19 protein-coding genes are annotated in these 23,557 nt (G+C 73.0%); 9 read left to right on the top strand and 10 right to left on the bottom strand.

The window, feature by feature from the left end; genetic code table 11:
* Positions 1 to 7: 7 nt before the first annotated feature.
* Positions 8 to 628, bottom strand: coding sequence for a class I SAM-dependent methyltransferase (locus ACF1DX_RS20645; protein WP_391792611.1), 621 nt, complete (start codon positions 626 to 628; stop codon positions 8 to 10).
* A gap of 138 nt (positions 629 to 766) precedes the next feature.
* Between ACF1DX_RS20645 and ACF1DX_RS20640 the strand changes: the two genes are divergently transcribed.
* Together ACF1DX_RS20640 and ACF1DX_RS20635 are read left to right on the top strand one after the other, a co-directional pair.
* Positions 767 to 901: a hypothetical protein gene (locus tag ACF1DX_RS20640; protein ID WP_391792610.1), complete on the top strand. Its 135-nt coding sequence runs from the start codon at positions 767 to 769 to the stop codon at positions 899 to 901.
* Positions 902 to 1,100: 199 nt separating this feature from the next.
* Complete coding sequence (locus ACF1DX_RS20635) at positions 1,101 to 2,153, top strand: lytic polysaccharide monooxygenase (RefSeq protein ID WP_391792609.1); 1,053 nt, start codon at positions 1,101 to 1,103, stop codon at positions 2,151 to 2,153.
* A gap of 155 nt (positions 2,154 to 2,308) precedes the next feature.
* On the opposite strand, the gene ACF1DX_RS20630 is transcribed toward ACF1DX_RS20635, so the two are convergent.
* The 4 genes from ACF1DX_RS20630 to ACF1DX_RS20615 form a co-directional block, all read right to left on the bottom strand.
* Positions 2,309 to 3,595: an RNA-guided endonuclease InsQ/TnpB family protein gene (locus ACF1DX_RS20630; protein ID WP_391792608.1), complete on the bottom strand. Its 1,287-nt coding sequence runs from the start codon at positions 3,593 to 3,595 to the stop codon at positions 2,309 to 2,311.
* Between the two features lie 445 nt (positions 3,596 to 4,040).
* The gene (locus ACF1DX_RS20625) at positions 4,041 to 5,087 is read right to left on the bottom strand and encodes a S1 family peptidase (RefSeq protein WP_391792901.1); all 1,047 of its coding nucleotides are present in this window, start codon (positions 5,085 to 5,087) and stop codon (positions 4,041 to 4,043) included.
* Positions 5,088 to 5,546: 459 nt separating this feature from the next.
* Positions 5,547 to 6,452 carry a S1 family peptidase gene (locus ACF1DX_RS20620; protein WP_391792607.1) on the bottom strand — a complete coding sequence of 302 codons (906 nt, stop codon included), beginning with the start codon at positions 6,450 to 6,452 and terminating at the stop codon, positions 5,547 to 5,549.
* A gap of 296 nt (positions 6,453 to 6,748) precedes the next feature.
* Positions 6,749 to 7,900, bottom strand: a complete 1,152-nt coding sequence (locus tag ACF1DX_RS20615) for a DUF5685 family protein (RefSeq protein ID WP_391792606.1) — start codon at positions 7,898 to 7,900, stop codon at positions 6,749 to 6,751.
* 301 nt (positions 7,901 to 8,201) lie between these two features.
* Here ACF1DX_RS20615 and ACF1DX_RS20610 point away from each other — a divergent pair, with 301 nt between their 5' ends.
* On the top strand, positions 8,202 to 8,639 hold the full coding sequence (locus tag ACF1DX_RS20610; RefSeq protein WP_004933240.1) for a cell division protein SepF: 438 nt from the start codon (positions 8,202 to 8,204) through the stop codon (positions 8,637 to 8,639).
* A gap of 36 nt (positions 8,640 to 8,675) precedes the next feature.
* Here the strand turns inward: ACF1DX_RS20610 and ACF1DX_RS20605 are convergent, their stop codons facing one another.
* The gene (locus ACF1DX_RS20605; protein WP_391792605.1) at positions 8,676 to 9,866 is read right to left on the bottom strand and encodes an acyl-CoA dehydrogenase family protein; all 1,191 of its coding nucleotides are present in this window, start codon (positions 9,864 to 9,866) and stop codon (positions 8,676 to 8,678) included.
* A gap of 351 nt (positions 9,867 to 10,217) precedes the next feature.
* Positions 10,218 to 11,819 (bottom strand): MFS transporter, encoded by a 1,602-nt coding sequence (locus tag ACF1DX_RS20600; protein WP_391792604.1) that lies wholly within the window; start codon positions 11,817 to 11,819, stop codon positions 10,218 to 10,220.
* Between the two features lie 288 nt (positions 11,820 to 12,107).
* On the opposite strand from ACF1DX_RS20600, the gene ACF1DX_RS20595 reads away from it, so the two are divergent.
* Positions 12,108 to 13,475 (top strand): glycosyltransferase family 39 protein, encoded by a 1,368-nt coding sequence (locus tag ACF1DX_RS20595; RefSeq protein WP_391792603.1) that lies wholly within the window; start codon positions 12,108 to 12,110, stop codon positions 13,473 to 13,475.
* Positions 13,476 to 13,713: 238 nt separating this feature from the next.
* On the top strand, positions 13,714 to 14,715 hold the full coding sequence (locus tag ACF1DX_RS20590; RefSeq protein ID WP_391792602.1) for a phosphatase PAP2 family protein: 1,002 nt from the start codon (positions 13,714 to 13,716) through the stop codon (positions 14,713 to 14,715).
* 57 nt (positions 14,716 to 14,772) lie between these two features.
* On the opposite strand, the gene ACF1DX_RS20585 is transcribed toward ACF1DX_RS20590, so the two are convergent.
* Positions 14,773 to 14,988, bottom strand: a complete 216-nt coding sequence (locus tag ACF1DX_RS20585) for an I78 family peptidase inhibitor (RefSeq protein ID WP_391792601.1) — start codon at positions 14,986 to 14,988, stop codon at positions 14,773 to 14,775.
* A 424-nt stretch (positions 14,989 to 15,412) separates the two neighbouring features.
* Here ACF1DX_RS20585 and ctaD point away from each other — a divergent pair, with 424 nt between their 5' ends.
* Positions 15,413 to 17,104 carry a cytochrome c oxidase subunit I gene (ctaD, locus tag ACF1DX_RS20580; RefSeq protein ID WP_391792600.1) on the top strand — a complete coding sequence of 564 codons (1,692 nt, stop codon included), beginning with the start codon at positions 15,413 to 15,415 and terminating at the stop codon, positions 17,102 to 17,104.
* 111 nt (positions 17,105 to 17,215) lie between these two features.
* On the opposite strand, the gene ACF1DX_RS20575 is transcribed toward ctaD, so the two are convergent.
* Positions 17,216 to 18,514, bottom strand: coding sequence for an ABC transporter substrate-binding protein (locus ACF1DX_RS20575; protein WP_391792599.1), 1,299 nt, complete (start codon positions 18,512 to 18,514; stop codon positions 17,216 to 17,218).
* Positions 18,483 to 19,055, bottom strand: a complete 573-nt coding sequence (locus ACF1DX_RS20570) for a hypothetical protein (protein WP_391792900.1) — start codon at positions 19,053 to 19,055, stop codon at positions 18,483 to 18,485. The genes ACF1DX_RS20575 and ACF1DX_RS20570 overlap by 32 nt, the downstream gene beginning before the upstream one ends.
* Before the next feature lie 82 nt (positions 19,056 to 19,137).
* On the opposite strand from ACF1DX_RS20570, the gene ACF1DX_RS20565 reads away from it, so the two are divergent.
* The 3 genes from ACF1DX_RS20565 to ACF1DX_RS20555 are packed head-to-tail and all read left to right on the top strand — an operon-like array spanning position 19,138 to position 23,382.
* On the top strand, positions 19,138 to 19,614 hold the full coding sequence (locus ACF1DX_RS20565; protein WP_391792598.1) for a hypothetical protein: 477 nt from the start codon (positions 19,138 to 19,140) through the stop codon (positions 19,612 to 19,614).
* A gap of 10 nt (positions 19,615 to 19,624) precedes the next feature.
* Positions 19,625 to 22,723, top strand: coding sequence for an ATP-binding cassette domain-containing protein (locus ACF1DX_RS20560; RefSeq protein ID WP_391792597.1), 3,099 nt, complete (start codon positions 19,625 to 19,627; stop codon positions 22,721 to 22,723).
* Positions 22,720 to 23,382: an ABC transporter ATP-binding protein gene (locus ACF1DX_RS20555; RefSeq protein WP_391792596.1), complete on the top strand. Its 663-nt coding sequence runs from the start codon at positions 22,720 to 22,722 to the stop codon at positions 23,380 to 23,382. The genes ACF1DX_RS20560 and ACF1DX_RS20555 overlap by 4 nt, the downstream gene beginning before the upstream one ends.
* Positions 23,383 to 23,557: the final 175 nt, after the last annotated feature.

The raw sequence follows: 23,557 nt of genomic DNA, 5'->3' as shown, positions 1-23,557 counted from the left end.
TGCCGGGTCAGTCCGGGACCGCGACCACCGCGTACCGCTCGTCGTCCACGTCCCGGCCCCACAGCGCCGTGTCCCCGGACAGCGGCTCCACGTCCACCCGCCCGCCGAGCGGCGCCAGGAGGGCGGTGAGCCGGCCGGCGGGTATGCCGACCGGGCTCACCGTCCCCCACACTCCCTCGACCAGCACCAGCCGTCCTCCTGGGCGCAGCAGGTCCCGCCAGTGCCGCAGCGCCCGGTCCGGTTCGGGCAGCGTCCACAGCACATGCCGGACCAGGACGGCGTCGTAGCGCTCCTCGCCGACCGGTGGTGCCGTCGCGTCGCCGACGAGGAACACGGCGTCACGCCCGGCGAGCTTCCGCCGGGCGAGCGCCACCATCGCCGGGGACCGGTCGACGCCGGTCACCCGGTGTCCCCGCTCGGCCGCGAGGAGGGACAGGCTGCCGGTGCCGCAGCCGAGGTCGAGGACGTCGCCGGGCCGTCCCGGCAGCCAGGCCCCCAGCCGCGCCGCCCAGGCAGCGCGCACCCGGGGGTCGCGCAGCCCGTGGTCCGGCTCCTCGTCGAACGCGGCGGCCTCCGCGTCCCAGTCGACACCGTGCGTACCCGCCCCGTCACCGTCGTGGATCGTCACGGCCCCAGAGTGACACCCCCCACTGACAATCGATTCGTGACAGCGGCCACAGACAGAACGGGACCGATGAGGAACTCTCCCCCGAAAGGTCTGCCTCCGTGAGAACACGGAACCCGGTGGACCCTGAAGGAGGCAGCCATGCGCCGTGTCACCGTGCAGAAGCCCCCGAGGAGGACGGACGCCCGCCGGATCCGTGAGGAGGCCGACGAGCGCCCCGCGGGACGGCCCGAGGTCCGCAAGGACATCGCCCGCACCTGGTGGCCCGACGGCTGACCGCCCGGACACCCGCCCGGTCCGGGCACCTACCTGATCCCAGCCTGAGCACTCCCTTAACGCGGCCATAAGGATCTCTCTCCGCGGCCTTCGACAGGCGATTCCGCCGGTTCGGGGGGCTAGTTTCTGAGCCACCCCCCCCACGGGATTCACCACCCCCCACCCGATCCAGTGATCGCTGTCGAGGAGTTGCTGCCCCATGTCCGCACGCCGCAAGGCCGCTGTCGTCACCGCCGTCGGTCTCGTTCCGCTCGCCCTGACCGGGCTGTCCGCCGCGCCGGCGTCCGCGCACGGCTCGATGGGCGACCCGGTCAGCCGGGTCTCGCAGTGCTACGCCGAGGGCCCGGAGAGCCCGAAGTCGGCGGCGTGCCGGGCGGCGGTCGCGGCCGGCGGCACCCAGGCGCTGTACGACTGGAACGGCATCCGCATCGGCGACGCCGGCGGACGCCACCAGGAGCTCATCCCCGACGGGAAGCTGTGCAGCGCCGGCAACGAGGAGTTCAAGGGGCTCGACCTGGCCCGCGCCGACTGGCCGGCGACGAGCGTGAGCAGCGGTTCCCACACCTTCAAGTACCGCGTGACCGCCCCCCACAAGGGGACCTTCAAGGTGTACATCACCAAGCCCGGCTACGACCCGTCGCAGCCGCTGGCCTGGGACGACCTGGACCTGGCGAACCCGGTGGCGACCTCCACCGACCCGGCCGCCTCGGGCGGCTTCTACACGTTCGCCGGCACCCTCCCCGAGCGCTCCGGCAAGCAGTTGCTGTACGCGGTCTGGCAGCGGTCGGACAGCCCGGAGGCGTTCTACTCCTGCTCGGACGTCACGTTCGGCGGCGGATCCCAGACGGGTGGAGCCGGGGCCGGCGGCGGTGAGGCCACCGAGTCCGACGCGGACGACACGCCCAAGGAAGCCGCCGCCCCGGCGCCGGCCGCCTCCGCCCCGTCCGAGGAGCAGATCGAGGCCGGTGCCGACAAGTCGACCGTCGAGAACCACGGGCACGGCGACGACGACCCCCACACCTCGGCGGAGCCGGCCGCGGTGGACGACGGCACCACCCCGGAGGCCGCCGACGACGGCGCCACCGGCAACCAGCCGAAGGCGGCGGGGGCGTCGCAGAACCTCGCGGAGACCGGCGGCGACGGCAACACCCCGTACCTGATGGTCGGCGGCGCCGCGGCGCTGGCGCTCGGTTCGGCGGCACTGTTCGCCTCCGCGCGGCGGCGCGCGACGACCGGGCGGCACGGCCGCTGAACCCGTCCCGGGGCCCTGTCCGGCGGCTCAGGCCGGACGGGGCCCCGCTGCGCGCACCCGTGTGTACACGTGTCAGTCCAACACGGAGGCGCAGGTCGTGGGCTCGGCGCGGGCCGGGTCGAGAGCGTTGGCCACCTCTTGACATCCTCCCCCTCTTAAAAGAGGGGGATTCCAACCCGGACGGGTTGAGGTTCACGGGCACTCGAACGACCGGTGGCCGCTGTCACCCCTCCGGCACCGGCTGCACGCCGGGGGCGGGGGATCCCGCCCTGTCCTGCCGCGACGTTCACTGCCGCATTCTCATCCGCGTTACAGGTGAACCCGCAGGACACACAGACGAACTCGGCTTGGCTCTTGCGCGAGTCCTTCTCGATCCAGCCGCAGGCACTGCACCGCAACGACGTGTACGGGGCGGGCACGTCCTCCACCCGCCCGGGGGCCTTCTCACCGGTGCGGCGACGGAGCAGGCCCCAGCCCTGGGCCAGCATCGCCCGGTTCAACCCCGCCTTCTGTCGGACGTTCCTGCCCGGCTGCTCGACGGTTCCTTTCACCGAGCGGGTCATGGTGGTGATGGTCAGCTTCTCGAACCGGATCAAGCCGTACGACCTGGCGAGCATGGTGGAAGTCTTCTCGCACCAGTCCTTGCGCCGGTCCGCCTCCCGCGCCCTGATTTTGGCTACCTTCGCGTACCCGGCGGCCTTGGCCTCGCTGTTCTTCGGGGCGCGGGCCGCACGCCGCTGGTGCTTGCGGATCTGAGCACGCTCGCGGGTGGTGAGCTGGGGACAGTTCAGCCTCCGTCCGTCGGACAGAGCAGCGGTGATCTTCACGCCCCGGTCGATACCGACGACCTCACCCGTGCCGGGGGCGTCGATGGGGTCGGGAAAGGTGGCGAAGGCAATGTGCCACTGGCCGTTGCGGAAGGTGACCCGGAACGTCTTCGTCTGCGGCAGCTCGGCGCGGGTGAGGCGGAAGCGGACCCAGCCGCAGCCGGGGACCTTCACCTGAGCCCACCGCCGGTTCAGCCTCCGCACCACCACCGACCGGCCCATCACCTGCCTGCCCTTGGCGTTCAGCTTCGGGGTGCCGTCCGGATGGGACTCCGGGACGCGGTCGGTGCCGATGACACGAAAGCCCTCGTGCACATGCTTCCTGCGCCAGGTCGGCTCACCGAACCCGGAGGTGAACCGGGCGTTCCTGGCCTTGGCGAAATCCTGCAACGCCTGCTGCTGCACATCCGCGTTCCCCGCGGCCAGCCACGCGTTCTCCCGCCGGGCCTCGGTCAGCTGACGGCACTGCTCCGCGAACCCGGGCGCGGACCTGCGCCCCGACCGCCAGGATGCGTGCTGCTCGACGGCCAGATTCCACACATACCGCGCGTGCGCGCAGTGCAACAGCATCCGCTGCTCCTGCGCGGCCGTCGGGTACATCCGGAAACGTGACATGCCGCCAAACGTAATCCCGCCCCTCGCTCTTCTCTTCGCATCCGATCACGCTCACCCGAACGAGTGACTCCCTCCAGCCACCGCTCTCCACCGCGCACCACCCCACCCGACCTGCTCACAGCCGAACTCACCGCCATCCCCTTCCGGAACGCCACATCCTCCTGAAGACGATGCGGCTCCCCCTGCCCCACTCCGCGGGAATAGGCCTTCACCCCGGCTCTGCAGGGACCGGGCACCCTGCCCAGCAAGAGAGGGGGAGAACCCGACCGCAAAGGTCGCCGTCTCCTGGGTCACCACGTCCCACGGCCTGGAGACGGCCCTCGCCGACGGCACGTGCATCGTGCCGCTGTGGGCCGGCTGAGGCCGGCACGGGCACCCACAGACACACGTACGGCCCGCCCCCTCCGCGTGAAGAGGGGGCGGGCCGTCGTCGTACGAGGCGGGTTCAGCCGATCTGGGTGCCGGTCGCCGAGAGGGCCTCCGTCACCGGCTGGAAGAAGGTCGTACCGCCCGAGGTGCAGTCGCCGCTGCCGCCGGAGGTGAGGCCGACCGCGCTGCTGCCCGAGAAGAGCGAGCCGCCGCTGTCGCCGGGCTCGGCGCACACGTCGGTCTGGATGAGACCGTTGACGATGTCGCCGTTGCCGTAGTTCACGGTGGCGTCCAGACCGGTGACCGTGCCGGAGTGCTCCTGGGTCGTGGAGCCGCTGCGGGTGACCCGCATGCCGACGGTGGCCTCGGCGGCGCCGGAGATCGCCTGCGTGGAGCCGTCGTAGAGGTTCACCTCGCTCGGATGGGCGACGTCGGCGGTGTACTTGACCAGGCCGTAGTCGTCGCCCGGGAAGCTGGAGTCCGCGTTCTCGCCGATCACGGTGCCCGAGGAGTCCGACCAGGTGGAGATCCCCTCGGTGCAGTGCCCGGCGGTGAGGAAGTGCGGCTCGCCGCCCTTGGTCACGTTGAAGCCGAGCGAGCAGCGCCCGCCGTTGCCCGTGATGGCGTCGCCGCCGGCCACGAAGGGCTTGTACTCGCCCTTGGTGCGCTGGAGTTCGGCCTTGGAACCCAGCCCGTCGACGACCTCCGTCAGCGTGGCCCACTCGGCCTCGGAGACGGTGCGGTCCGCGGTGACGACGACCTTGTTGGTAATCGGGTCGGTCACCCAGGCGGTGCCCGGGATGGTGGCGTCCTGCTTCAGGGTGGCGCGCGCGCTCTTGAGCTCGGCGAGGGAGTTCGCCACGACTCTCGCCTCGGCGCCGGCCGACTCGACGGTCTCCGCGGCGGCCTCGTCGAGCACGTTCACCACGAGGGCCTTGCTCTTCGCGTCGTAGTACGTTCCCGCCGCGTCGGTGCCCAGGTCCTGGGCGAGCGTCGAGGCGAGCTTTCCGGCCGCTCCGATCGAGAGAGTCCGGGGCGCGGAGTCCGCCGGAACCTCGCTGGCGTTCGCAGTCTGGAAGGTGACCGCGCCGGCGGCCAGTGCGGCGATGCCCGCACCCGCCATGACCGCACGTCGCCCGGGTATGCGTCGGTGCTTCAACTCACGTCCTCCTGTGGGGGGACGGCCCGGGAGGTTGTGGGGACCTCACCGGACCGGAAGGTGTACGGCGACGGGGGCAGAACACAGAAGAAGCCACGCCCGTGCCGGTCGAACGGCGCCTACTCTTCCGAACCCTGCGGGGGGCACACAAGGTCGACTTCAGGACGCGGGTACGGCAACGGCCGCACGCCCCCTATGTCCTGACTGGCCATGGACACGCAGGATGGTTCGCACTGCAAACGCTACGAGGGAGTAACCGGCGGTACGGTAAGCGGGATTCCGCCTTGGCTTGAATTCGACCCTCCGCACTCGCGGCAAGAGCGAGCCCCCGCACGGCGATCGCGTGCGGGGGCTCGTGGTGCTGCCGGCTGCGAGGTGGAACCCGTGGGACCGGTGGTGCCGGCCGGTCCCGGCGGGCCGCTCCTAGTAGACGCTGACGCCGTAGGCGCTCAGGGCCTCCGTCACCGGCTGGAAGAAGGTCGTGCCGCCGGAGGAGCAGTTGCCGCTGCCGCCGGAGGTCAGACCGTACGCGGTGCCGTTGCTGCCGTAGAGCGCGCCACCGGAGTCGCCGGGCTCGGCGCAGACCGTGGTCTGGATGAGACCGGAGACGACGTCGCCGCCGCCGTAGTTGACGGTGGCGTTCAGGGCGGTGACGCGGCCGCTGTGGGTGCCGGTGGTGGAGCCGTCACGGATGACGGTGGTGCCCACGCTCGGAGTGGCCGCGCGGGTGATGTCCACGCCGTTCGCGGTGCCGGGCCGGCTGACGGACCCGGTGTACCGGACGATGCCGTAGTCGTTGCCCGGGAAGCTGGAGCCGGCCGTCGAGCCGATGGCCGTGGTGCGGGCGGAGTTGGAGTACCAGGTGCCCGCGCCGTCGGTGCAGTGACCGGCGGTCAGGAAGTACTGGGTGCCGCTGCTGTCCTGGACGTTGAAGCCGAGGGAGCAGCGCCAGCTGCTCGCGTAGATGGCGTCGCCGCCCTGGATGAGCTTGTTGAACGTACCCGGGGTGCGCTTGACGGTGATCGCCCCGGCGTCGTCCCCGGCCTCCCGCTTGATCTTGTCGATCTCGGCCTGGGAGACGGTGCTGTCGACGGTCAGGAGCACCCGGTTGGTCTTGCTGTCGACGGCCCAGGCGGTGCCCGGGACATCGGCCTCCAGCACCGAGCCGCTCACGCTCTTGAGTTCGGCGGAGCTGAAGGTGGTGGGGGTCTCGGCCGCGTTCGCGCTGGGGACCACGATCGCGGCAGCGGCCACGAAGCCGGTGGCTACGGCGATCAGCCGAGTCCGTCTCGAGATGCCGCTACGGGGGGTGGTGCGCTTGATCCTCACTTCTCGTTCCTCCACAAAGGAAGTAGGGGGCCCTCGTGGGGTTGTGGGCCCGGTGAGGCGCAGTCAGGGAGCCGGATGCCCGGATTCCGAACACGCCGTGCCCCTGACAAGCGCTGTGGGCGAGTATTCGGCCGACCGACCGTTCGGCGCAAGGGTGCCTTTTGGACGTCAACCTTTGAACCGTCTAGGAGATTTGGTCCGGGCGCGGGACCGCGTCACCAGTGGTCACCTCGCTGGCACGACCGGTCGAACAGCCGCGCGATGTCCGGAACTCGCCCCTCCGGATAGCCGGTCCGTCAGCAGTCGCAGCCGCAGTCGCAGCCGTCGCAGCAACCGTCCTCACCGCAGCAGTTGCAGCACTCACAGCAGTTGCAGCAGTCGCCGCACCCGCTGCAGTCGCAGTTGGCGCAGGGCCCCTGCTTCTGCTCCCGGCTCCAGGGGTCCTCATAGGTGCCGCAGCACAACTGGCAGGTGCAGGCGAGCCCCAGCCACACGGCGCAGCCGGCCAGCAGTCCGCGCCGGTCGCGGCGCGGCGGCTCGGGGGGCAACGGGCCACCGGGGGTGCCGGGAGGCGCGTAGGGGCCGGTTCCGTGGGCACAGGAGACCGTACCGAAGGCGCGATGGACGGAGTTGGGCAATTCATGGACGAGCAGCCGGTGCGCGAGACCGCCGTCGGTGAACTCCACTTCACGCAGCGCGAGCCGGATGCCGTGCACCGCGTCGTCGGCGAGCCGGCGGGCCTCCTCCAGCGGGGTCCCGGTGGCGGCGAGCGGGTTCCAGGCGCCCGAGGCCGCGTCGGCCTCCCGGTCCTCCACCGCGTCCAGGAGGTGCGCGAGGCGCCCGAAGAGGCGTCCGGCCTCCGCGAGCGGTACGGCGTTGCCCGGCCGGCCGGCCAGCACCGCGGTGTGCGCGAAGGCCGCGGCCGTCGCGGTCTCGGTCGGCTCGGTGACGGTGAGGACCGGGGTGCCGGGCCCGGCGAGGGTCTCGATGCCGGTCTGCCGGTCCACGGCGTCGACGAGGACGGCGGTGTCGAACCCGATGGCCGCACCGGTCCGCGCCCCCGCCCGGTCCCAGCTCGCCGCCACCCGCCGCGCGGCGAGCGCGACCGGCCTCCGCGCCAGCATCCCGTCGCCGTCGGCGACGTGGTCGCGCACCTTGGCGGAGGCGAGGACGAGGGAGACGGCCGCCGCGAGCCGCGCGCCCTCACCGTGCGCGACGGACGCGGTGCGCATACCGCGCAGCGGGCACGGTCCGGCGGTGCGCCGTCCCACGTCCGGGCGCTCTGCCTGAGCCTCCGTCAGGACGGATATGAGGAGACCGTCATAGTTGGTGACGATCCGCGCGAGCTGCCCGTGATCCCCGCGCAACGCGAGACACAATCCGCACAGATGGGCCGTCCACTGGGCGGTGAGCTTCTCCCCGAGCCGGTGCCGACACGGCCTGACCATTCCGAACACGACGTCCCCCCGTGCAGTTGTACGACGTTCAGCGGCGGCATCGTATCGGCCACGGTGTTCACCCGTACGCACCGTTCCTCACCCGTACGCCGGGAAGAATCATATTTCACTCACAGTCAGCAGCCGTTTACACCAGGACCCTTGGGAAACCCGGACTCTCGACGGATCAGCTGTGCACCAGTACCGTCACAAACCCCCCGCGCGGCGTCTATCCACTTGGCGCGACCTCCGCATCATGGACGACCATAGGGATGCGGAAAGCAGAAAAAGACCGCTGTGAGAGGAGGCGTCCATGGGATCGGTACGCAAGGCGAGTGCCTGGCTCGGCCTCGTCGACGACAACGAAGACGAGCGTTATTACGACGACGACTACTCCGACGGGACCGAGCCCGGCGAGGCCTGGGTCACCGATCCGCGGGTCAAGGTGGCCGCGGACGTCGCCGAGGAGAGGGGGCGCCGGATCGGCACGGTCACCCCGGACAGCTTCCGGGACGCCCGCGCGATCGGTGAGCTGTTCCGCGAGGGCGTTCCCGTCATCATGAACCTCACGGCCATGGACGCCGGTGACGCCAAGCGCGTCGTCGACTTCGCCGCGGGCCTGATCTTCGGTCTGCGCGGTTCCATCGAGCGGGTGTCGAACCGGGTGTTCCTGCTCAGCCCGGCCGACACCGAGGTCGTCAGCGGTGAGCCGGCCGCGCACCGTTCGGACGGCTTCTTCAACCAGAGCTGAGGCAGGGCCGCTCACCGGCCCTGCCTCCCCGGAGACTCACCGGAAGGCGTCGAGCCCGGTGAGCGCCTTGCCCAGCACGAGCTGGTGCATCTCCACGGTGCCCTCGTAGGTGAGCACCGATTCCAGGTTGGTCGCGTGCCGCATCACCGGGTACTCGAGCGAGATCCCGTTGGCACCGAGGATCGTCCGCGCCGTGCGGCAGATGTCGATGGCCTCACGGACGTTGTTGAGCTTGCCGAAGCTGACCTGCTCGGGACGCAGGCGGCCGGCGTCCATGCGCCGCCCCAGATGGTGGGCGAGCAGAATCCCCTTGTGCAGTTCGACCGCCATGTCGGCGAGCTTGGCCTGGGTCAGCTGGAACCCTCCGATGGGCCGCCCGAACTGCTCCCGTGACTTCGCGTAGTCGACCGCCGCCTCGAAGGAGCTCCGCGCGGCGCCCATCGCGCCCCAGACGATCCCGTACCGGGCGTGCGAGAGACAGCTGAGCGGGCCCTTGAGGCCGGTCACCTCGGGCAGCACGGCGTCGGCGGGCAGTCGTACGTCGTCGAGGACCAGCTCGCTGGTGACGGAGGCGCGCAGCGACCACTTGTGCCTGATCTCGGGCGCCGAGAAACCGGGGGCGTCAGTGGGCACGACGAAGCCGCGGATCCCGTCCTCGGTCCCCGCCCACACCACGGCGACCCCGGCCACGGAGCCGTTGGTGATCCACATCTTGCGCCCGTTCAGCACCCAGTCCCCGCCGTCGCGCTCGGCGTGGGTGCGCATCGAGGCGGGGTCGGAGCCGTGGTCGGGTTCGGTGAGCCCGAAACAGCCGATGACCTCGCCGGACGCCATCCGGGGCAGCCATGCCTGCTTCTGCTCCTCGCTGCCGAAGCGGTGGACGGCGTACATGGCGAGCGAGCCCTGCACGGAGACCAGCGAGCGGATCCCGGAGTCGGCCGCCTCCAGCTCCAGACAGGCGAGCCCGTACTGGACGGCGCTCGCGCCCGCGCAGCCGTAGCCGTCGAGGGACATGCCGAGCGCGCCGATCCCGCCGAGTTCCCGGGCCAGCTCCCGGATGCCGGGCAGCTCGCCCTTCTCGTACCAGTCGGCGACGTACGGGAGCACGCGGTCGGCGGCCCAGGCGCGCACGGTGTCCCGGACGGCCAGGTCCTCCGGCTCCAGCAGGTCGTCGAGGCCGAGGGGGTCGGCGGGGTCGAAGGGGGGCAGCTTCGTGGACGCGGACATGGGGGCATCCTCCGGGAACGACAAAACTAGCAGTGCTAGTTACGGCTCTGGGCCGACGTTACGCGGCAGTCTCCCGCACGTCCACCCCGCGCCCCCACCGGCGTCCGCGCCGAGGAGACACCGCCCGCGGACACCGATGGCGCTCGGCCTTCACAGGCCCGACGGCGCTCAGCCTCACGGGCGCCTGTGGCGAGGAGGCACCATCCACAGACACCGATGGCGCCTGTCCGCCACGGGCGACTGCGGCGAGGAGGAGTGCCCCGCGGACGCCGATGGCGCCCAGCCCCACGGGCGACGTTCACCTTCTGGCCGGCGGTGAACGGGTGGTGCGTGAGGGGGAGACCAAGGCGGTCACACCGAGACACGGGACTCCACCGCTTCGCGAGGCGCGGGCACCTCCACGGCCGCCGCCTCGCACTGCATCGCCCGCGGCAACCTCAACGCCATCAACGCCCCGAGCAACAACAACCCCGCGCTGACCAGCAACGTCACATGCAGCCCGTGCACGAACGCGTGCCGCGCCGCATCCCGCAGCGCACTCCCCGCCGGCCCACCGAGCCCGTCGGCCACCTCATAGGCCTCTCCCAGCGAGTGCGACGCCGCCGAGGACGCCGCCCCCGGCACCCCGGGCACCCCGGCGAGGCCGGGCCCATACGCCGCGTTCATCACGCTGCCGAGGAGGGCGATCCCGATGCCGGCGCCGAGCTGGTAGGAGGTCTCGCCGATCGCCGCCGCCCCGCCGGCCCGGTCCGGCGGGGCCTCGCTCAGCATCGACTCGTAGGCCCCGAACAGCGTGGTCTCCAGGCCGAAGCCGAGCAGGACGAACCCGGTCAGCAGCAGCGGCCAGTCGTCCTGTCCGCCCATCGCGGTCAGGACCACCACCGCGGCGGCCGTCAGGCAGAAACCGGAGCAGACCATGCGGCGCGGGCCGAACCGGCGCAGCATCCGCGCGCCCGCCAGGCCCGCCGCCATCGCCGCGATCGTCAGCGGCAGCAGGCGCAGCCCGGTCTCCAGCGGGGAGAGCCCGAGCACGAGCTGGAGGTACTGGGCCGCGATCAGTTCCAGGCCCACCAGGGCGAGCATCGCCAGCACGATGCAGCCCACCGACGTACTGAACGCCGGCCGGGCGAACATCCGCAGGTCGACCAGTGGATGCGTACGGCGCCGCTGCCGGCGCACGAAGGCGGCCAGCAGTCCGGCGCCCACGAGCAGCGGCAGCACGGTCCACACGCCGGCGGCGGAGGCGCCGCCGCCGAGCCGCTTCACTCCGAGGACCACCGCGAACAGTCCGGCGGCGGCCATCAGCGCGCCGGTCACGTCCCAGGGGCCGTCGCCCGCGCCCTTCGACTCGGGCAGCAGGATCCGCCCGACCGGGAGGCTGACCAGCATCAGCGGGATGTTGACCAGGAACACCGAGCCCCACCAGAAGTGCTCCAGCAGGAAGCCGCCGAGCAGGGGGCCGACCGCCGCGCCCACGGCGGCGACCGCGCTCCAGATGCCGATGGCGAAGGCCCGCTCGCGCCGGTCCGGGAAGACCTGGCGCAGGATCGACAGCGTCGCCGGCATGATCATCGCGCCGCCGACGCCGAGCAGCGCCCGCGCCACGATCAGCACCTGCGCGTTGTCCGCGAGGGCCGCCATGCCGGAGGCGACGCCGAACAACGCGTAGCCGAGCAGCAGGACGCGTCTGCGGCCGATCCGGTCGCCGAGGGTGCCGAAGAGGATCAGCAGCGAGGCGCAGACCAAGGGGTAGACGTCGACGATCCAGAGCAGCTCCATCGCGCCGGGCCGCAGGTCCTCGGTGACGGCGGGAACCGCGACGTGCAGCACGGTGGCGTCGACGGCGACCAGCAGCAGGCTGACGCAGAGGACGACGAGTACCACCCAGCGGTTGGCACCGGCCCCGGCCGCCCGACGGCACAGCGCGGCGGCGGCCGTGGTCGTCCCGGACATGTACACGTACCTCCCAGATGTTCCCTCGCGATCGGCGGGCTCACGGGGTCGGGGACTCCCCCGTGACTCGGCCGGAGAGGAGCGGTGGTCTCCGGCCCGCGCAGCGAACGGCGAGTGACACGTCAGAGTACGCGAGTGGGAGCCGGGGTCGAGTGGCGGGCGTCTCACAGCTCCGGCGGATCGGTGTGGCGTACACCACTTCCCCCGTCCGGGGCGCACGCCTTCCCCCGTCCGGGTCACACGTCCCGCCGGGCCGGCCGGTTCCGCTCCGGGTCGATAATCGGGCGCGTGAACGATCTCGACACGCGCGTCGTCCCGGCCCGCTCCGGGGCGCTGCGCCGGGCCGCGCCGGCACTCCTCGGGTACGCCGCCGTGCGTGCCCTGGGCCTGGTCGCGCTGGCCCTGTGGAGCGGGGCGCGCGGCAAGGACGCGTACACCCTGCTGACCGCCCGCTGGGACTCGCTCTGGTACACGAGGGTCGCCGAGCTGGGGTACGGCTACGAGGTGCGGCTGCCCGACGGGGACGTCCACTCCGACCTGGCGTTCTTTCCGCTGCTCCCGTGGCTGGAGCGGCTGGTGGCGGCGGTGTCGCCGCTGTCGTACGCCGACGGGGGCTTCGTGGTGAGCGTGCTCGCCTCGCTCGCGGCGGCCTGGGGGATCTTCGCGGTGGCCGACCATGTGCACGGGCGCCGGGCCGGGGTCTGCGCGGTGCTGCTGTGGGCGGTGCTGCCGGTCGGGGTCGTGCAGTCGATGGCGTACAGCGAGTCCCTGTTCACCGCGCTCGCCGCGTGGTCGCTGTACGCCGTGCTGACGGGGCGCTGGGTGACGGCGGGGGTCCTGGCGGGCTTGGCGGGGCTGACCCGTCCGGTGGGGCTGGCGGTGGTCGCGGCGGTGTGGGCGGCGGGCATCGCCTCGTTCCTGCGGGAACGCGCCTCCGCGCGGGGACACGTCTCTCCGCGGGAAGACGTCTCCGCGGAGGGACACGCTTCGGCACGGGACCGCTCCTCCCCCGCGCGGGAACGGACTTCTTTCGCGCGGGATCGCAGCGCGGTGGCGGAGGACGGCGCGCGGGCCGGGGAACGCGCCGGCGCGCCCGGGATCGCACGGCGCACGCAGGCACCGGAGGGCGCCCCGCGTGCGACAGACACCTCCGATGTGCGCCTGCGCCGGGTGCTCGGCATGCTCCTCGCGCCCCTCGGCGCCGCCGGTTACGTCCTGTGGGTCGGGCACCGGACCGGCGACGGGCCGCTGGGGTATCTCGACGTGCAGGCCGGCTGGCGGAACGGCTTCGACGGGGGGTACGCCTTCGCCCGCTTCGTCGCCGCCATGTTCACGTCGTTCCCGTCCGCCCTGGCGGGCCTCGGACTGGTGGCCGGCGTCGGCCTCGTGGTGTGGCTGTACGCCGTCTGCGTACGGCAGCGCCAGCCCCTCCCCCTGCTGGTGTACGCCGGGGTCGTCACCGCGCTCGCCCTGGGCGCGTCGAGCTACTTCGGCTCGAAACCGCGGCTGCTGCTGCCCGCCTTCCCCCTGCTGCTGCCCCTCGCCCCGGCCCTGGCCCGACTGCGTACGCCCAGGTCCGCGCTGGTCGTGGGGGTCGTCGCGACGGCCTCGGCGGTGTACGGGGCCTTCTGGCTGAACGGCTCCGGTCCGCCCTGACCCGCCCCGAGCGGCCGATGAGCGCCGAGGAAATTCCGCACCAGCCCCCGGTGAACGAATTCAAAAGCGCGATAAAACCCTCCCCCGGAATGATCAAAGGAATTGAAGTCCGCAGCATCCGGGGTTTGCGGATTCGCCGGAGATAAAGGCCCTTCTGAGAGGAATGCCACATCACATCGTCATCACAAAGAGGCTGATTCGACAGGGTTCCGCGCTCACTCGCTGTAACGTCGATTGAGTGCGTACCGAATCGAAGCCCACCCGCCTGGACCGGGTGTTCGCGAGGCTGGATCGTGAGCCGGAACGACCGGCTCACGTCGGCATGCCGCGAATGAGCCGGCACCGGATGGTGCTGTTCGGCGCCGCCCTGGCCTTCTACCTGGCGATCGTGTGGGCCGTACTGATCACCTCCTGGCTGGTCCGGCTGGACTGGCAGGTGATGTTCTTCCGCCCCTATCAGCAGTGGCCCGAGATCCACGCCTTCGTCGACTACTACGTGGTCCTCGGCCAGCGCGGCCCGACGGCGGTGATGGTGGCGGCCTGGCTGGGCTGGCGCTCCTGGCGGCAGCACACCCTGCGTCCGCTGCTCGCCCTCGGGGTCTCCCTGCTGCTGCTCAACGTCACCGTCGGTGCCGCGAAGTACGGCATGGGGCGCCTCGGACCGCACTACGCGACCGAGATCGGCTCGAACGAGATGTGGCTCGGCGGCGACATATTTCCCAGCGGCCACACCGCCAACGCCGTGGTGACCTGGGGAATCCTGGCCTATCTGGCCTCCACCCCGAGAGCGCGCCGCTGGCTGTCCGCGCTGTCGGCCGTGACCTCGCTCGGCGTGGGGCTTTCCACCGTCTACATCGGGACCCACTGGCTGAGCGATGTGGTCCTGGGCTGGGTCGCGGGCCTGCTGATCCTGCTGGCACTGCCCTGGTTCGAGCCGGTGATCGCCCGCGCGGAGACACGGATCCTCGCCCTGCGCGCCCGCTGGCGGGCGCCCTGGGGCGACACGGCGGAGGCCGGCGCTCCCGGGCGGCCCGTCGTGCTCAGGCCGCTTCCCGGCCGCGCGGACACGGCCCCCGAGCCGGTTCCCACGGGCCGCCCGGCCTCCCGGTCGCCCGCCTATCTGGCGCCCGGGCCGCACACGACCCGCGCGGAGCGCTCCCCGGTCACCCCGGCGGGCAGTCGCCGCCCGCAGCACGCGGAACGCCATCCGCGCGGTACGACGTCGGCCGGCCGCCCCTGACGGGCGCGCACGCCACGGCCCCGGTTCCGGTGAGGGAACCGGGGCCGTCGCCGTGTGTCAGCCCTTCCAGGCGCGCGCCACCACGCCGTCCTCCACCTCGAAGTTCAGCCGGCCCGCGCGGTACTCCATGGTGATGATCGTCCCCGGGGCCAGCGCCCGCACGGTCGACCAGCCGCGCTCCCGCGCTAGGTGCTCTGCCCGGTCCGCCGCGAGGCCGACATAGGCGTCCGGACTGTCGTGGGGTTCCGCGGAGGGTGTCGGAATGGGTGCCATGCGGCCACGCTATGCCCTGACCCGGAAGCGGGGAAGCCGGAGGCGGGAACACCCGGACGGATCCCCCGGCGGTCACACTTCTGTCACAGGATCACGACAGGCGTTCGTGACGGTGGCCGTCACCCGGACGGGCGGTTCGGTACGCCTTCCGCAGGCATTCGAACGTAATTCCCGCGTGTCACACCACGGGCGCGATTAACTCCGGCGGAAAGTGCCGGGGGAAGTACTCCCGGGCCCCATTCCTTTTCCGCCGCCGCACACGATCACGCAAGCCGGTGCGCACAGAAAACGCGCGTTTCCGTCACACGATCCGCCACGTCCTCTGTCGGTGACCGGCAGGGGCGAGCATCATGGCGTGGGCCCGGGGTACATGTGGCGCGGGCTCCCGGCGGGGCCCGGCGCGCGAGAAGCGAAGGGGCGAGCGATGGGGACGCAGACCGTCCAGGCGGCGGCGCGACCGGCGCGCCGGCAGCGGCGCGGGCGGCTGGTGATCGACTGGCTGACCACCACCGACCACAAGAAGATCGGCCACCTCTACCTGATCACGTCGTTCGTGTTCTTCCTGATCGCCGGCGTGATGGCGCTGCTGATGCGCGCCGAACTGGCCCGGCCGGGCCTGCAGCTCGTCGACAACCAGCAGTTCAACCAGATGTTCACCCTGCACGGCACGATCATGCTGCTGCTGTTCGCCACGCCCAGCTTCGCCGGCTTCGCCAACGAGCTGATGCCGCTGCAGATCGGGGCGCCCGACGTGGCCTTCCCGCGGCTGAACATGTTCTCGTACTGGCTGTTCCTCTTCGGCGGGCTGATCGTGCTCGCCTCGCTGGTGGTCACCGGAGGCCCGGCCGCCTACGGCTGGTTCGCCTACGCGCCGCTGAACAGCATGGAGTACTCCCCCGGCCTCGGCCCGGACCTGTGGATCATGGGCCTCGCGCTGTCCGGCTTCGGCACCATCCTCGGCGCGGTCAACTTCATCACCACCATCGTCGGGATGCGTGCGCCGGGGATGACGATGTTCCGGATGCCGCTGTTCACCTGGAACACGCTGTTCACGTCGATCCTGATCCTGCTGGCGTTCCCGGTGCTCGCGGCGGCGCTGCTGGTGCTGGAGGCGGACCGGCGGTTCGGCTCGCAGGTCTTCGAGGCCGCGGGCGGCGGGGCGCTGCTGTGGCAGCACCTGTTCTGGTTCTTCGGCCATCCCGAGGTCTACATCATCGCGCTGCCGTTCTTCGGGATCGTCACGGAGATCATCCCGGTCTTCAGCCGCAAGCCGCTGTTCGGCTATCTGACGCTGGTGGGCGCCACCATGGCCATCACGGGCCTGTCGGTGGTGGTGTGGGCGCACCACATGTTCGCGACCGGCGCGGTGCTGCTGCCGTTCTTCTCCTTCATGAGCTTCCTGATCGCGGTGCCGACGGGCGTGAAGTTCTTCAACTGGACCGGCACCATGATCAAGGGGTCGCTGTCCTTCGAGACGCCCATGCTGTGGGCGACCGGGTTCCTGGTGTCGTTCCTCTTCGGCGGGCTGACCGGGGTGCTGCTGGCGTCGCCGCCGCTGGACTTCCATGTGACGGACTCGTACTTCGTCGTCGCGCACTTCCACTACGTGGTCTTCGGCACCGTCGTCTTCGCGACCTTCGCCGGGTTCTACTTCTGGTGGCCCAAGTTCACCGGGAAGATGCTCGACGAACGGCTCGGCAAGATCCAGTTCTGGACGCTGTTCGTCGGCTTCCACACCACGTTCCTGGTGCAGCACTGGCTGGGCGCGGAGGGCATGCCGCGCCGTTACGCCGACTACCTCGCGGCGGACGGCTTCACCGCGCTGAACACCGTCTCCAGCATCGGCGCCTTCCTGCTCGGCATGTCCACGCTGCCGTTCCTCTACAACGTCTGGAAGACCGCCAGGTACGGCGAGAAGGTCGAGGTCGACGATCCGTGGGGGTTCGGCCGCTCCCTGGAGTGGGCGACCTCGTGTCCGCCGCCCCGGCACAACTTCACGACGCTGCCCCGGATCCGTTCGGAGTCGCCCGCGTTCGACATGAACCATCCGGAGTACGCGGCGGTGACGTCGCAGCCCGAGCCGAAGAGCGAGCAAGCCGGCACCGAGCCGCTCTGACCGCGCCGAGCGGCCCGTCCTTCCAGCGCCTCGGACGCGAAGCGCGGGCGCGGCGGTGTCTCCGGTCCGCGGGCGAGTCCGCCGGCCGCCGCGGACAGCCGCTGTCCTGAGTCAGGGCTCGTAGGCCAGCTGCGGCACCTCGAAGCAGGTGCGGTTCATGTCGCCCTGCGACACCCAGCCCTCGCCGTCCCGCCAGCGGGCCACGGACAGACAGGTCCGGCTCGTGGCCGGCGGCTCGGGCGAGCGTTCGAACGAGACGGGCAGCAGCAGTCCGCCCGCGGTGTAGTCCCGGGCGCGGTTCACATAGGCGTCGACGCACGCGCGCGTGATGCCCGTACGGGCACACGACCGCGCCGCGTCGGTGAACCAGCGGGCGGCGGCCCAGCCCTCCAACTGCCACTGGGAGTGCGTCCCGAGGTCCTCGGTGGCGTCCCGGAACGCGCGTACGGCCGGGTGGCCGGTGTCCTCGAAGTTGCGGCTGGAGCCGGTCGCCCACAGGGCGTTGCGGCAGTGCGGTGCCTCCTTGTAGTCCTCGGCGACGGTGGACGTCCAGTTCTGCACGTTGGTGACCTTGGCGGTGACCCGGGCGCCGACGTCGTCCATGGCCCGGCACAGGCGGGCGTTGCCGTGGCCGTCGATGGCGTCGAAGACCAGGTCGGCGCCCTGCTCCTTCAGGTCGGCGGCCACCGCGCGGAAGTTGGGCAGCGCGAAGTCGACCTGCTCGGTGACCACCTTGTAGCCCTCGGCCCTCAGGCCGCGTTCGACGAGGCGGGCGTAGGCGGCGGACGCGGACTGGTTGTAGGAGACGACGGCGGCCGTGCGGGCGCCGTGCTCGCGCTTGAAGTAGCGGTACACCTCGGTGCCGCCGTACAGCCTGCCGTCCCAGCCGGGGGTGCCGTTCCTGGGCGCGTCGCTGCCGTAGACGCCGTAGAGGTGCGGGTAGGTGTCGTAGGCGGCGCCGATGGGCTGGCCGCCGATGTCGGGGACGCCCGCGCGGGAGACGCGGGGGGCGCCCGCGTAGTCCAGGGCGGTGGTGGCGACCAGGGCGACGACCTTCTCCTCGTCGATCAGCCGGTGCACGCACTCGTTGTTGCCGACGCCGCTGCCGCCGTCGTCGCACTGCCGCACCTCGACGCGCCGGCCGTCGATGCCGCCGCGCGCGTTGAGCCGGTCGAACCACGCCGTCGCGCCGTCGCGCGGGCCGGTGAAGGCGCCGCCGCCGACCGGGCTGGTGGCGCTGGTGACGATGCCGACGCGGATCGGCTCGCCGGCGTCCCGGGCGGTCGCGGACGGGCGGTCGTCGTGCTCGAAGTCGCTTTCCGGCAGGCGGCTGCCGCAGGCCGCGGTCAAGGCGAGGAGCGCCGCCGCGGCGAGGGCCTCAGCAGCCCGGGATGTCCGGGGGTGTCTCATCGCCGCTCAGCCGCACGAGCGCGCACAGGGACTTGACGGAGACCTTCCAGGTGCCGTCGTCGTCGACGGCGACGCCGGAGGCGTCCGGGAGGGCGGTGGCTCCCCTGAGGGTCAGGGTGAACGTCACGTCCGCCTCGGTCGGTGAGGTGAACGCGATCTCGGTGACCTTCGCCTTCACCTGTCCGACGCGGTTGTCGCCGCTGAACGCCTCGAGCACCGGGCCCAGCAGCTCACCGTTCTGCAGGAGTTTCTTCTTCTCGTCCACCGGGGTCTCGGGGTCGAAGAACTTCTCCCAGTTCCGCCGGATCTCCTGTTCGGCCTCCGCCTGGTTCGCGGGCGCGCTGCCCGGTGCGTTCGTCGTCCGGTCCGCCGACGGCGTGGAGGTCCCGCCGCCGCCACCGCTGTCGTCGCTGCACGCCGCGAGGCCCGGCGCCAGGACCAGGGCCAGGGCGGCGGCCAGCGCCGTGCCCCGTCCCGCGGTCCGCGGTCCGCGCCTTCCCGCCCTCGTGCTCCCCCGCCCGATGCCATTGCCGAGAACCATCTGGCTCACCAATCGGGTGTCGGTCCGGGGCGTGTGCGCCCGGTGCTTTCAGGGTCGGGTCCCAGGGGGCATAGTGCAAGCCATGCGGACTGCCCGACTCCGGATCGCGCACCCCGTCCTCCGGGCGGGCTGGGCCGCGCTCGCCGCCGGCGCGGTGCTGTGCGTCATCGGCTGGTACGGCGTCTCGGGTGAGCGTCACACCGCACGGCAGCTGCCCTACCTGGCCTCCTGCAGCATCCCCGGAGCCGCGCTGATCGTCGCCGGGGCGGTGCTGCTCGCCCGCGGCCGGGACGCGCTCGCCGCCACGCGCGTGGAGGAGCCGTACGGCCCGCAGGCCGCCGCCGGGCCGGCCGGCACCGACGATCCGGGACGGCCGGCCGGCGGGCCGGTGGCCGTCAGCGCCGAGACGCTGATGGTGCCGGGCGGGACGCTGTGGCACCGCGCGGACTGCCCGCTGGTCGCGGGGAAGGCGGAGGCGGTCCCGGTGGACGGGAAGCTGATCGCGGGCGGCGAGCTGGGGCCCTGCCCGGTCTGCGAACCCGCCGACGGGTCCGGCTGAGGCCTCTCCGATGTCCTCGCTGACGTACGACCTCACGCTGGCCGGCCTGTCGGTGGGCGCCGTGGCGGCGCTCACCGGGATCGGTCTGATCGTGACGTACCGGGCGACCGGGGTGCTGAACTTCGCGCACGGCGCGATCGCGATGGTGTGCGCCTATGTGCTGCGCGGCCTGGTGGTCGACCGGGGCTGGCCGCTGTGGCCGGCCGCCGCGCTGACGCTGCTGGTGGTGGCGCCGGGGACCGGGGTGGTGCTGGAGCGTTTCGTGTTCCGGCCGCTGTCCGTGCGGGGCAGCGATCCGGCACGGGCGCTGGTGGCGTCCCTCGGGGTGTTCGTCCTGCTGGTGGGCGGGGCGGCGCTGCTGTGGGGGCAGGGGGCGCGGGACGACGCGCCGGTGCTGGTGGCGGCGGAGCCGTGGGGACAGCTGGCGGTGGTGGCCGTGCTGGCCGCGGGGGTCGGGACGGTGATCCGCCGGACGCGGTTCGGGCGGGAGCTGCGGGCCGTCGTAGACGACCGGCGACTGGCCGTGCTCACCGGTGTGGACGCGGACCGGGTGGCGGCGGCGGGCTGGGCGTTCGGCTCGTTCACGGCCGGTCTTACCGGCGTGCTGCTGGCGCCGTACGTGCGGCTCGACCCGTACGGGCTGCCGCTGCTCGTGATGGAGGTGGTGGCGGTCGCGGTCGCCGCGCGGATGCGCGGCCTGACCGTGGCGGTGGTCGTCGCGCTCGGCGTCGGAGTGGCGCAGAGTCAGCTCACGCGGCTGCACCCGTCCGGATGGGGCGAGCCGTTGCTGCAGGCGGTGGGCGCCAACCTGTTCGTGGTGGCGCTGCTGGTCGCCGCCCTGGCGCTGCCCGGAGTCGGCACGCGCGACGCGCTCCCGCACCCCGCCGCCGCCGCGCGGGTGCCCGCTCACCCGGGCGCCTGGATCGTGGCCGGGGTGCTGTTCCTGCTGCCGCTGGGCCTCGCCGGGCGTGATCTGCACACGGCGGTGCAGGTGCCGGCGCTGGGTGTGGTGCTGCTGTCGCTGGTGGTGGTCACCGGCCGGGGCGGGCAGATCTCGCTCGGGCAGGCGGCGTACGCGGGTCTGGGCGCCCTCTTCACGGCGCTGCTGGCGGCCGGCCGCTTCCCCGGCCTGCCCCGGCTGCCGGAGCTGGCCGCGCTCGCGGTGGCGGTCGTCCTGGTGGCTCCGCTGGGCGTGCTGACCGGCTGGCCGGCGATCGGCCGCCGGGGGCTCGCGTTGGCGCTGGCGACGTTCGCGGTGGGCGTCGGGGTGAGCCGTTTCGTCTTCGACCAGCCGTACGCCACGTCCGGACTGTCGCTGGGCCGCCCGGCGGGCTTCGACGGCGACCGCGCGTACTACGTCCTGGAGCTGGTCCTCCTGGCGTGCGCGCTGCTCGCCGCCTGGGCACTGCGCCGGGGCCGTACGGGCCGCGCCCTGGCGGCGATGCGGGACCACGAGTCCGGGGCGCGGGCGGCGGGCGTGCGCGTCCCGTCGCTGAAACTCCTCGCCTTCGTGTCCGGGGCGGCGCTGGCCGCGCTCGGCGGCGGCATGCTCGGCATGGGGCTGCGCGCCTTCGACCCGGCCGCGTACGACCCCGTGCGGGGCCTGCTGTGGTTCGCCGCGGTGGTGGTCCTGGGCGCCGACAGCACCCTGGGCGCCCTTCTCGCGGCGGCCCTCCTGGTCGGCCTGGACGCGGGCACGCGCGGGGGCGTGGCGGCGGCGGTGATCGGCGTCCTCGCGGTCCTGTCCGGCCGCTTCCCGGACGGCCCCCGCGAAGCCCTGCGCGACGCGGCGAACCGGTTCCGCGTCCGGCCCCGCCCGGCACCGGCCCCCTCGGCCGCACGTCTCCGCACCCGCCCGGGCCCTCCGCGACCGCCACCAGGGCCGCCCCGGGTCCCGGCGGGCGCGACGGCGACGGGCACCGGGCCGGGACCGGACGCCCGGGCCGGCGCCCACGGCACCGGATCCCGGACCGGGCTGCCGGAACGGACCGCCACCCGGACCGGCGAGCCGGGCGTGGAGCCCCTCGGCCGCCCCGAAGCCACCGGCGGACCACGAACGTCGGCGGGCCGGCCCGCCTACGGCCCGGCACGACGGCAGGGCGACACGGAAGCCGCCGGGGACGAACACCCCGCCGGACAGCCGCCGGAGCACCCGCGCGAAGAACAACCGGCCATCGAAGAGCCACCGGGCCACGAGCCCACACGACGGCGGAACGGCACGGGCCGGGAAACCACCGAGGACGGACGCCCCACCGGACAGGCTCGGGAGTCGCCCGCTCCGGCGCGCCGCTCCGCGGAGCCGCACGCGTCTCACCGGCCCTCGGCCGCGGGTACCCCCGCGCCGGTGCGTGAGGGCGGGGGTGAGATCCCGGTGGGGCGTCGGCACTCGGGGCCCTCCGCACCGGCCCCCGGCCCTCCGGTGCTCGCCGCCCGCGGTCTGCGGGTCCGGTACGGCGGGTTCACCGCGTTGGACGGGGTGGACCTGGACGTCCCCGCCGGGCGGGTGACCGCCGTCGTCGGGCCCAACGGGGCCGGGAAGAGCACGCTGTTCCACTGTCTGGCGGGGACCCTGCGCCCCGCGCGGGGGTCGGTCTCGCTCGGCGGGCGGGACATCACGCGGCTGCCCGCGCACGCCCGCGCCCGGCTCGGGATCGCGCGGACGTTCCAGCAACTGGCGGTCTTCCCGACGCTGACCGTCGCCGACAACGTGCGCGTCGGCGCCGAGCGGGGCCGGCCGCGCGATCCCGGCGCGGTGGAGCGGACGCTGCGGCTCTTCGGGCTCGACGGGCCGATGAGGGCGCGGCCCGCCGCCGGACTCCCCACCGGGACACTGCGCCGGGTGGAGGTCGCGCGGGCCCTCGCCGCCGCCCCGCGCGTGCTGCTGCTCGACGAACCCGCCGCCGGTCTCGACACCGCCGAGGTCACCGCGCTGGCCCGGATCCTGCGGGCGCTGGCCGCCGACGGCACGGCCCTCCTGGTCGTCGAGCACGATCTCGACCTGGTCGCCGGCCTCGCCGACGTCGTGCACGTGATGGCGGCGGGCCGGATCGTCGCCTCCGGACCGCCCGGGAGCGTCCTGGGCGCCCTCGGGGAGACGGCCGGCCCATGACCGTGATCTCCCTGCGCCGCGCGCGTGTGCGGTACGGCCCCCTGGAGGCCCTGCACGGCGTCACCCTCGCCGCTCCCGGCCCCGGCGTCACCGTGCTGCTGGGCCGCAACGGCTCCGGCCGTACGACCGCCCTGCGCGCGCTGGCCGGTGACGTGCCGCTGTCCGGCGGGGCCGTGGTGTGGGACGGGCGGGACGTGACCGGCGTGCCGGCGTACGAGCGGGCCCGGCGCGGGCTGTGCCTGGTGCCGGAGCGGCGGGCGGTGTTCGGTTCCCTCACCGTGCGGGAGAACCTCGCCCTCACCGCCCCCGACCCCGCCCGCGCCCTCGACGCCTACCCGTCGCTGCGGCCGCTGCTGGAGCGCCGGGCCGGCACGCTCTCCGGGGGCGAGCAGCGGATGCTGGCCCTGTGCCGGGTGTTGTCGCCGCGCGTGCGTGTGGTGCTCGTCGACGAGCCCGCCCAGGGCATGTCGCCGGCGGTCGCGGCCCGCACGTACGCGCTGCTGGCCGCGCTCGACGCGTGCGTGGTCGTCGCCGAGCAGCGGCTGCCGCCCGCCCTGCACGGCCGCCCCGCCTTCGTGTACGTACTGCGCCGGGGCGCGGTGGTGTTCGCCGGGGAGACCGGCGAACTCGGCCGGTCCGGCGCCGCCCGGCAGCCGTAGGACCCCGTCCGGCCGGACGGATGCCGTCGGCGCATCCGTCCGGCGTCCGCCGGTACCCGCCGCGCGGACGACGAGGGGAGCGGGGGGGCCGGGGGCGGCCCCCCCCATGGCCCCCCCGCGGAACCCCCCCCCCCCCGGACCGGGGCGCGGGTAGGGCGCGGCCGGCGCAGGGCGA

The sequence above is a fragment of the Streptomyces sp. NPDC014676 genome (genome assembly GCF_043084105.1).
GTDB lineage: Bacteria > Actinomycetota > Actinomycetes > Streptomycetales > Streptomycetaceae > Streptomyces.
The sequence above is the reverse complement of the archived record's forward strand: the minus strand, read 5'-3'. Positions and strand labels throughout refer to the sequence as shown.

Bases quoted from the DNA above. Each gene is read 5' to 3' on its own strand.
- ACF1DX_RS20640 (WP_391792610.1), top strand. From the start codon at position 767: ATGCGCCGTGTCACCGTGCAGAAGCCCCCGAGGAGGACGGACGCCCGC.
- ACF1DX_RS20635 (WP_391792609.1), top strand. From the start codon at position 1,101: ATGTCCGCACGCCGCAAGGCCGCTGTCGTCACCGCCGTCGGTCTCGTT.
- ACF1DX_RS20630 (WP_391792608.1), bottom strand. From the start codon at position 3,595: ATGTCACGTTTCCGGATGTACCCGACGGCCGCGCAGGAGCAGCGGATG.
- ACF1DX_RS20625 (WP_391792901.1), bottom strand. From the start codon at position 5,087: ATGGCGGGTGCGGGCATCGCCGCACTGGCCGCCGGCGCGGTCACCTTC.
- ACF1DX_RS20615 (WP_391792606.1), bottom strand. From the start codon at position 7,900: ATGGTCAGGCCGTGTCGGCACCGGCTCGGGGAGAAGCTCACCGCCCAG.
- ACF1DX_RS20610 (WP_004933240.1), top strand. From the start codon at position 8,202: ATGGGATCGGTACGCAAGGCGAGTGCCTGGCTCGGCCTCGTCGACGAC.
- ACF1DX_RS20605 (WP_391792605.1), bottom strand. From the start codon at position 9,866: ATGTCCGCGTCCACGAAGCTGCCCCCCTTCGACCCCGCCGACCCCCTC.
- ACF1DX_RS20600 (WP_391792604.1), bottom strand. From the start codon at position 11,819: ATGTCCGGGACGACCACGGCCGCCGCCGCGCTGTGCCGTCGGGCGGCC.
- ACF1DX_RS20585 (WP_391792601.1), bottom strand. From the start codon at position 14,988: ATGGCACCCATTCCGACACCCTCCGCGGAACCCCACGACAGTCCGGAC.
- ctaD (WP_391792600.1), top strand. From the start codon at position 15,413: ATGGGGACGCAGACCGTCCAGGCGGCGGCGCGACCGGCGCGCCGGCAG.
- ACF1DX_RS20575 (WP_391792599.1), bottom strand. From the start codon at position 18,514: ATGAGACACCCCCGGACATCCCGGGCTGCTGAGGCCCTCGCCGCGGCG.
- ACF1DX_RS20570 (WP_391792900.1), bottom strand. From the start codon at position 19,055: ATGGTTCTCGGCAATGGCATCGGGCGGGGGAGCACGAGGGCGGGAAGG.
- ACF1DX_RS20565 (WP_391792598.1), top strand. From the start codon at position 19,138: ATGCGGACTGCCCGACTCCGGATCGCGCACCCCGTCCTCCGGGCGGGC.
- ACF1DX_RS20560 (WP_391792597.1), top strand. From the start codon at position 19,625: ATGTCCTCGCTGACGTACGACCTCACGCTGGCCGGCCTGTCGGTGGGC.
- ACF1DX_RS20555 (WP_391792596.1), top strand. From the start codon at position 22,720: ATGACCGTGATCTCCCTGCGCCGCGCGCGTGTGCGGTACGGCCCCCTG.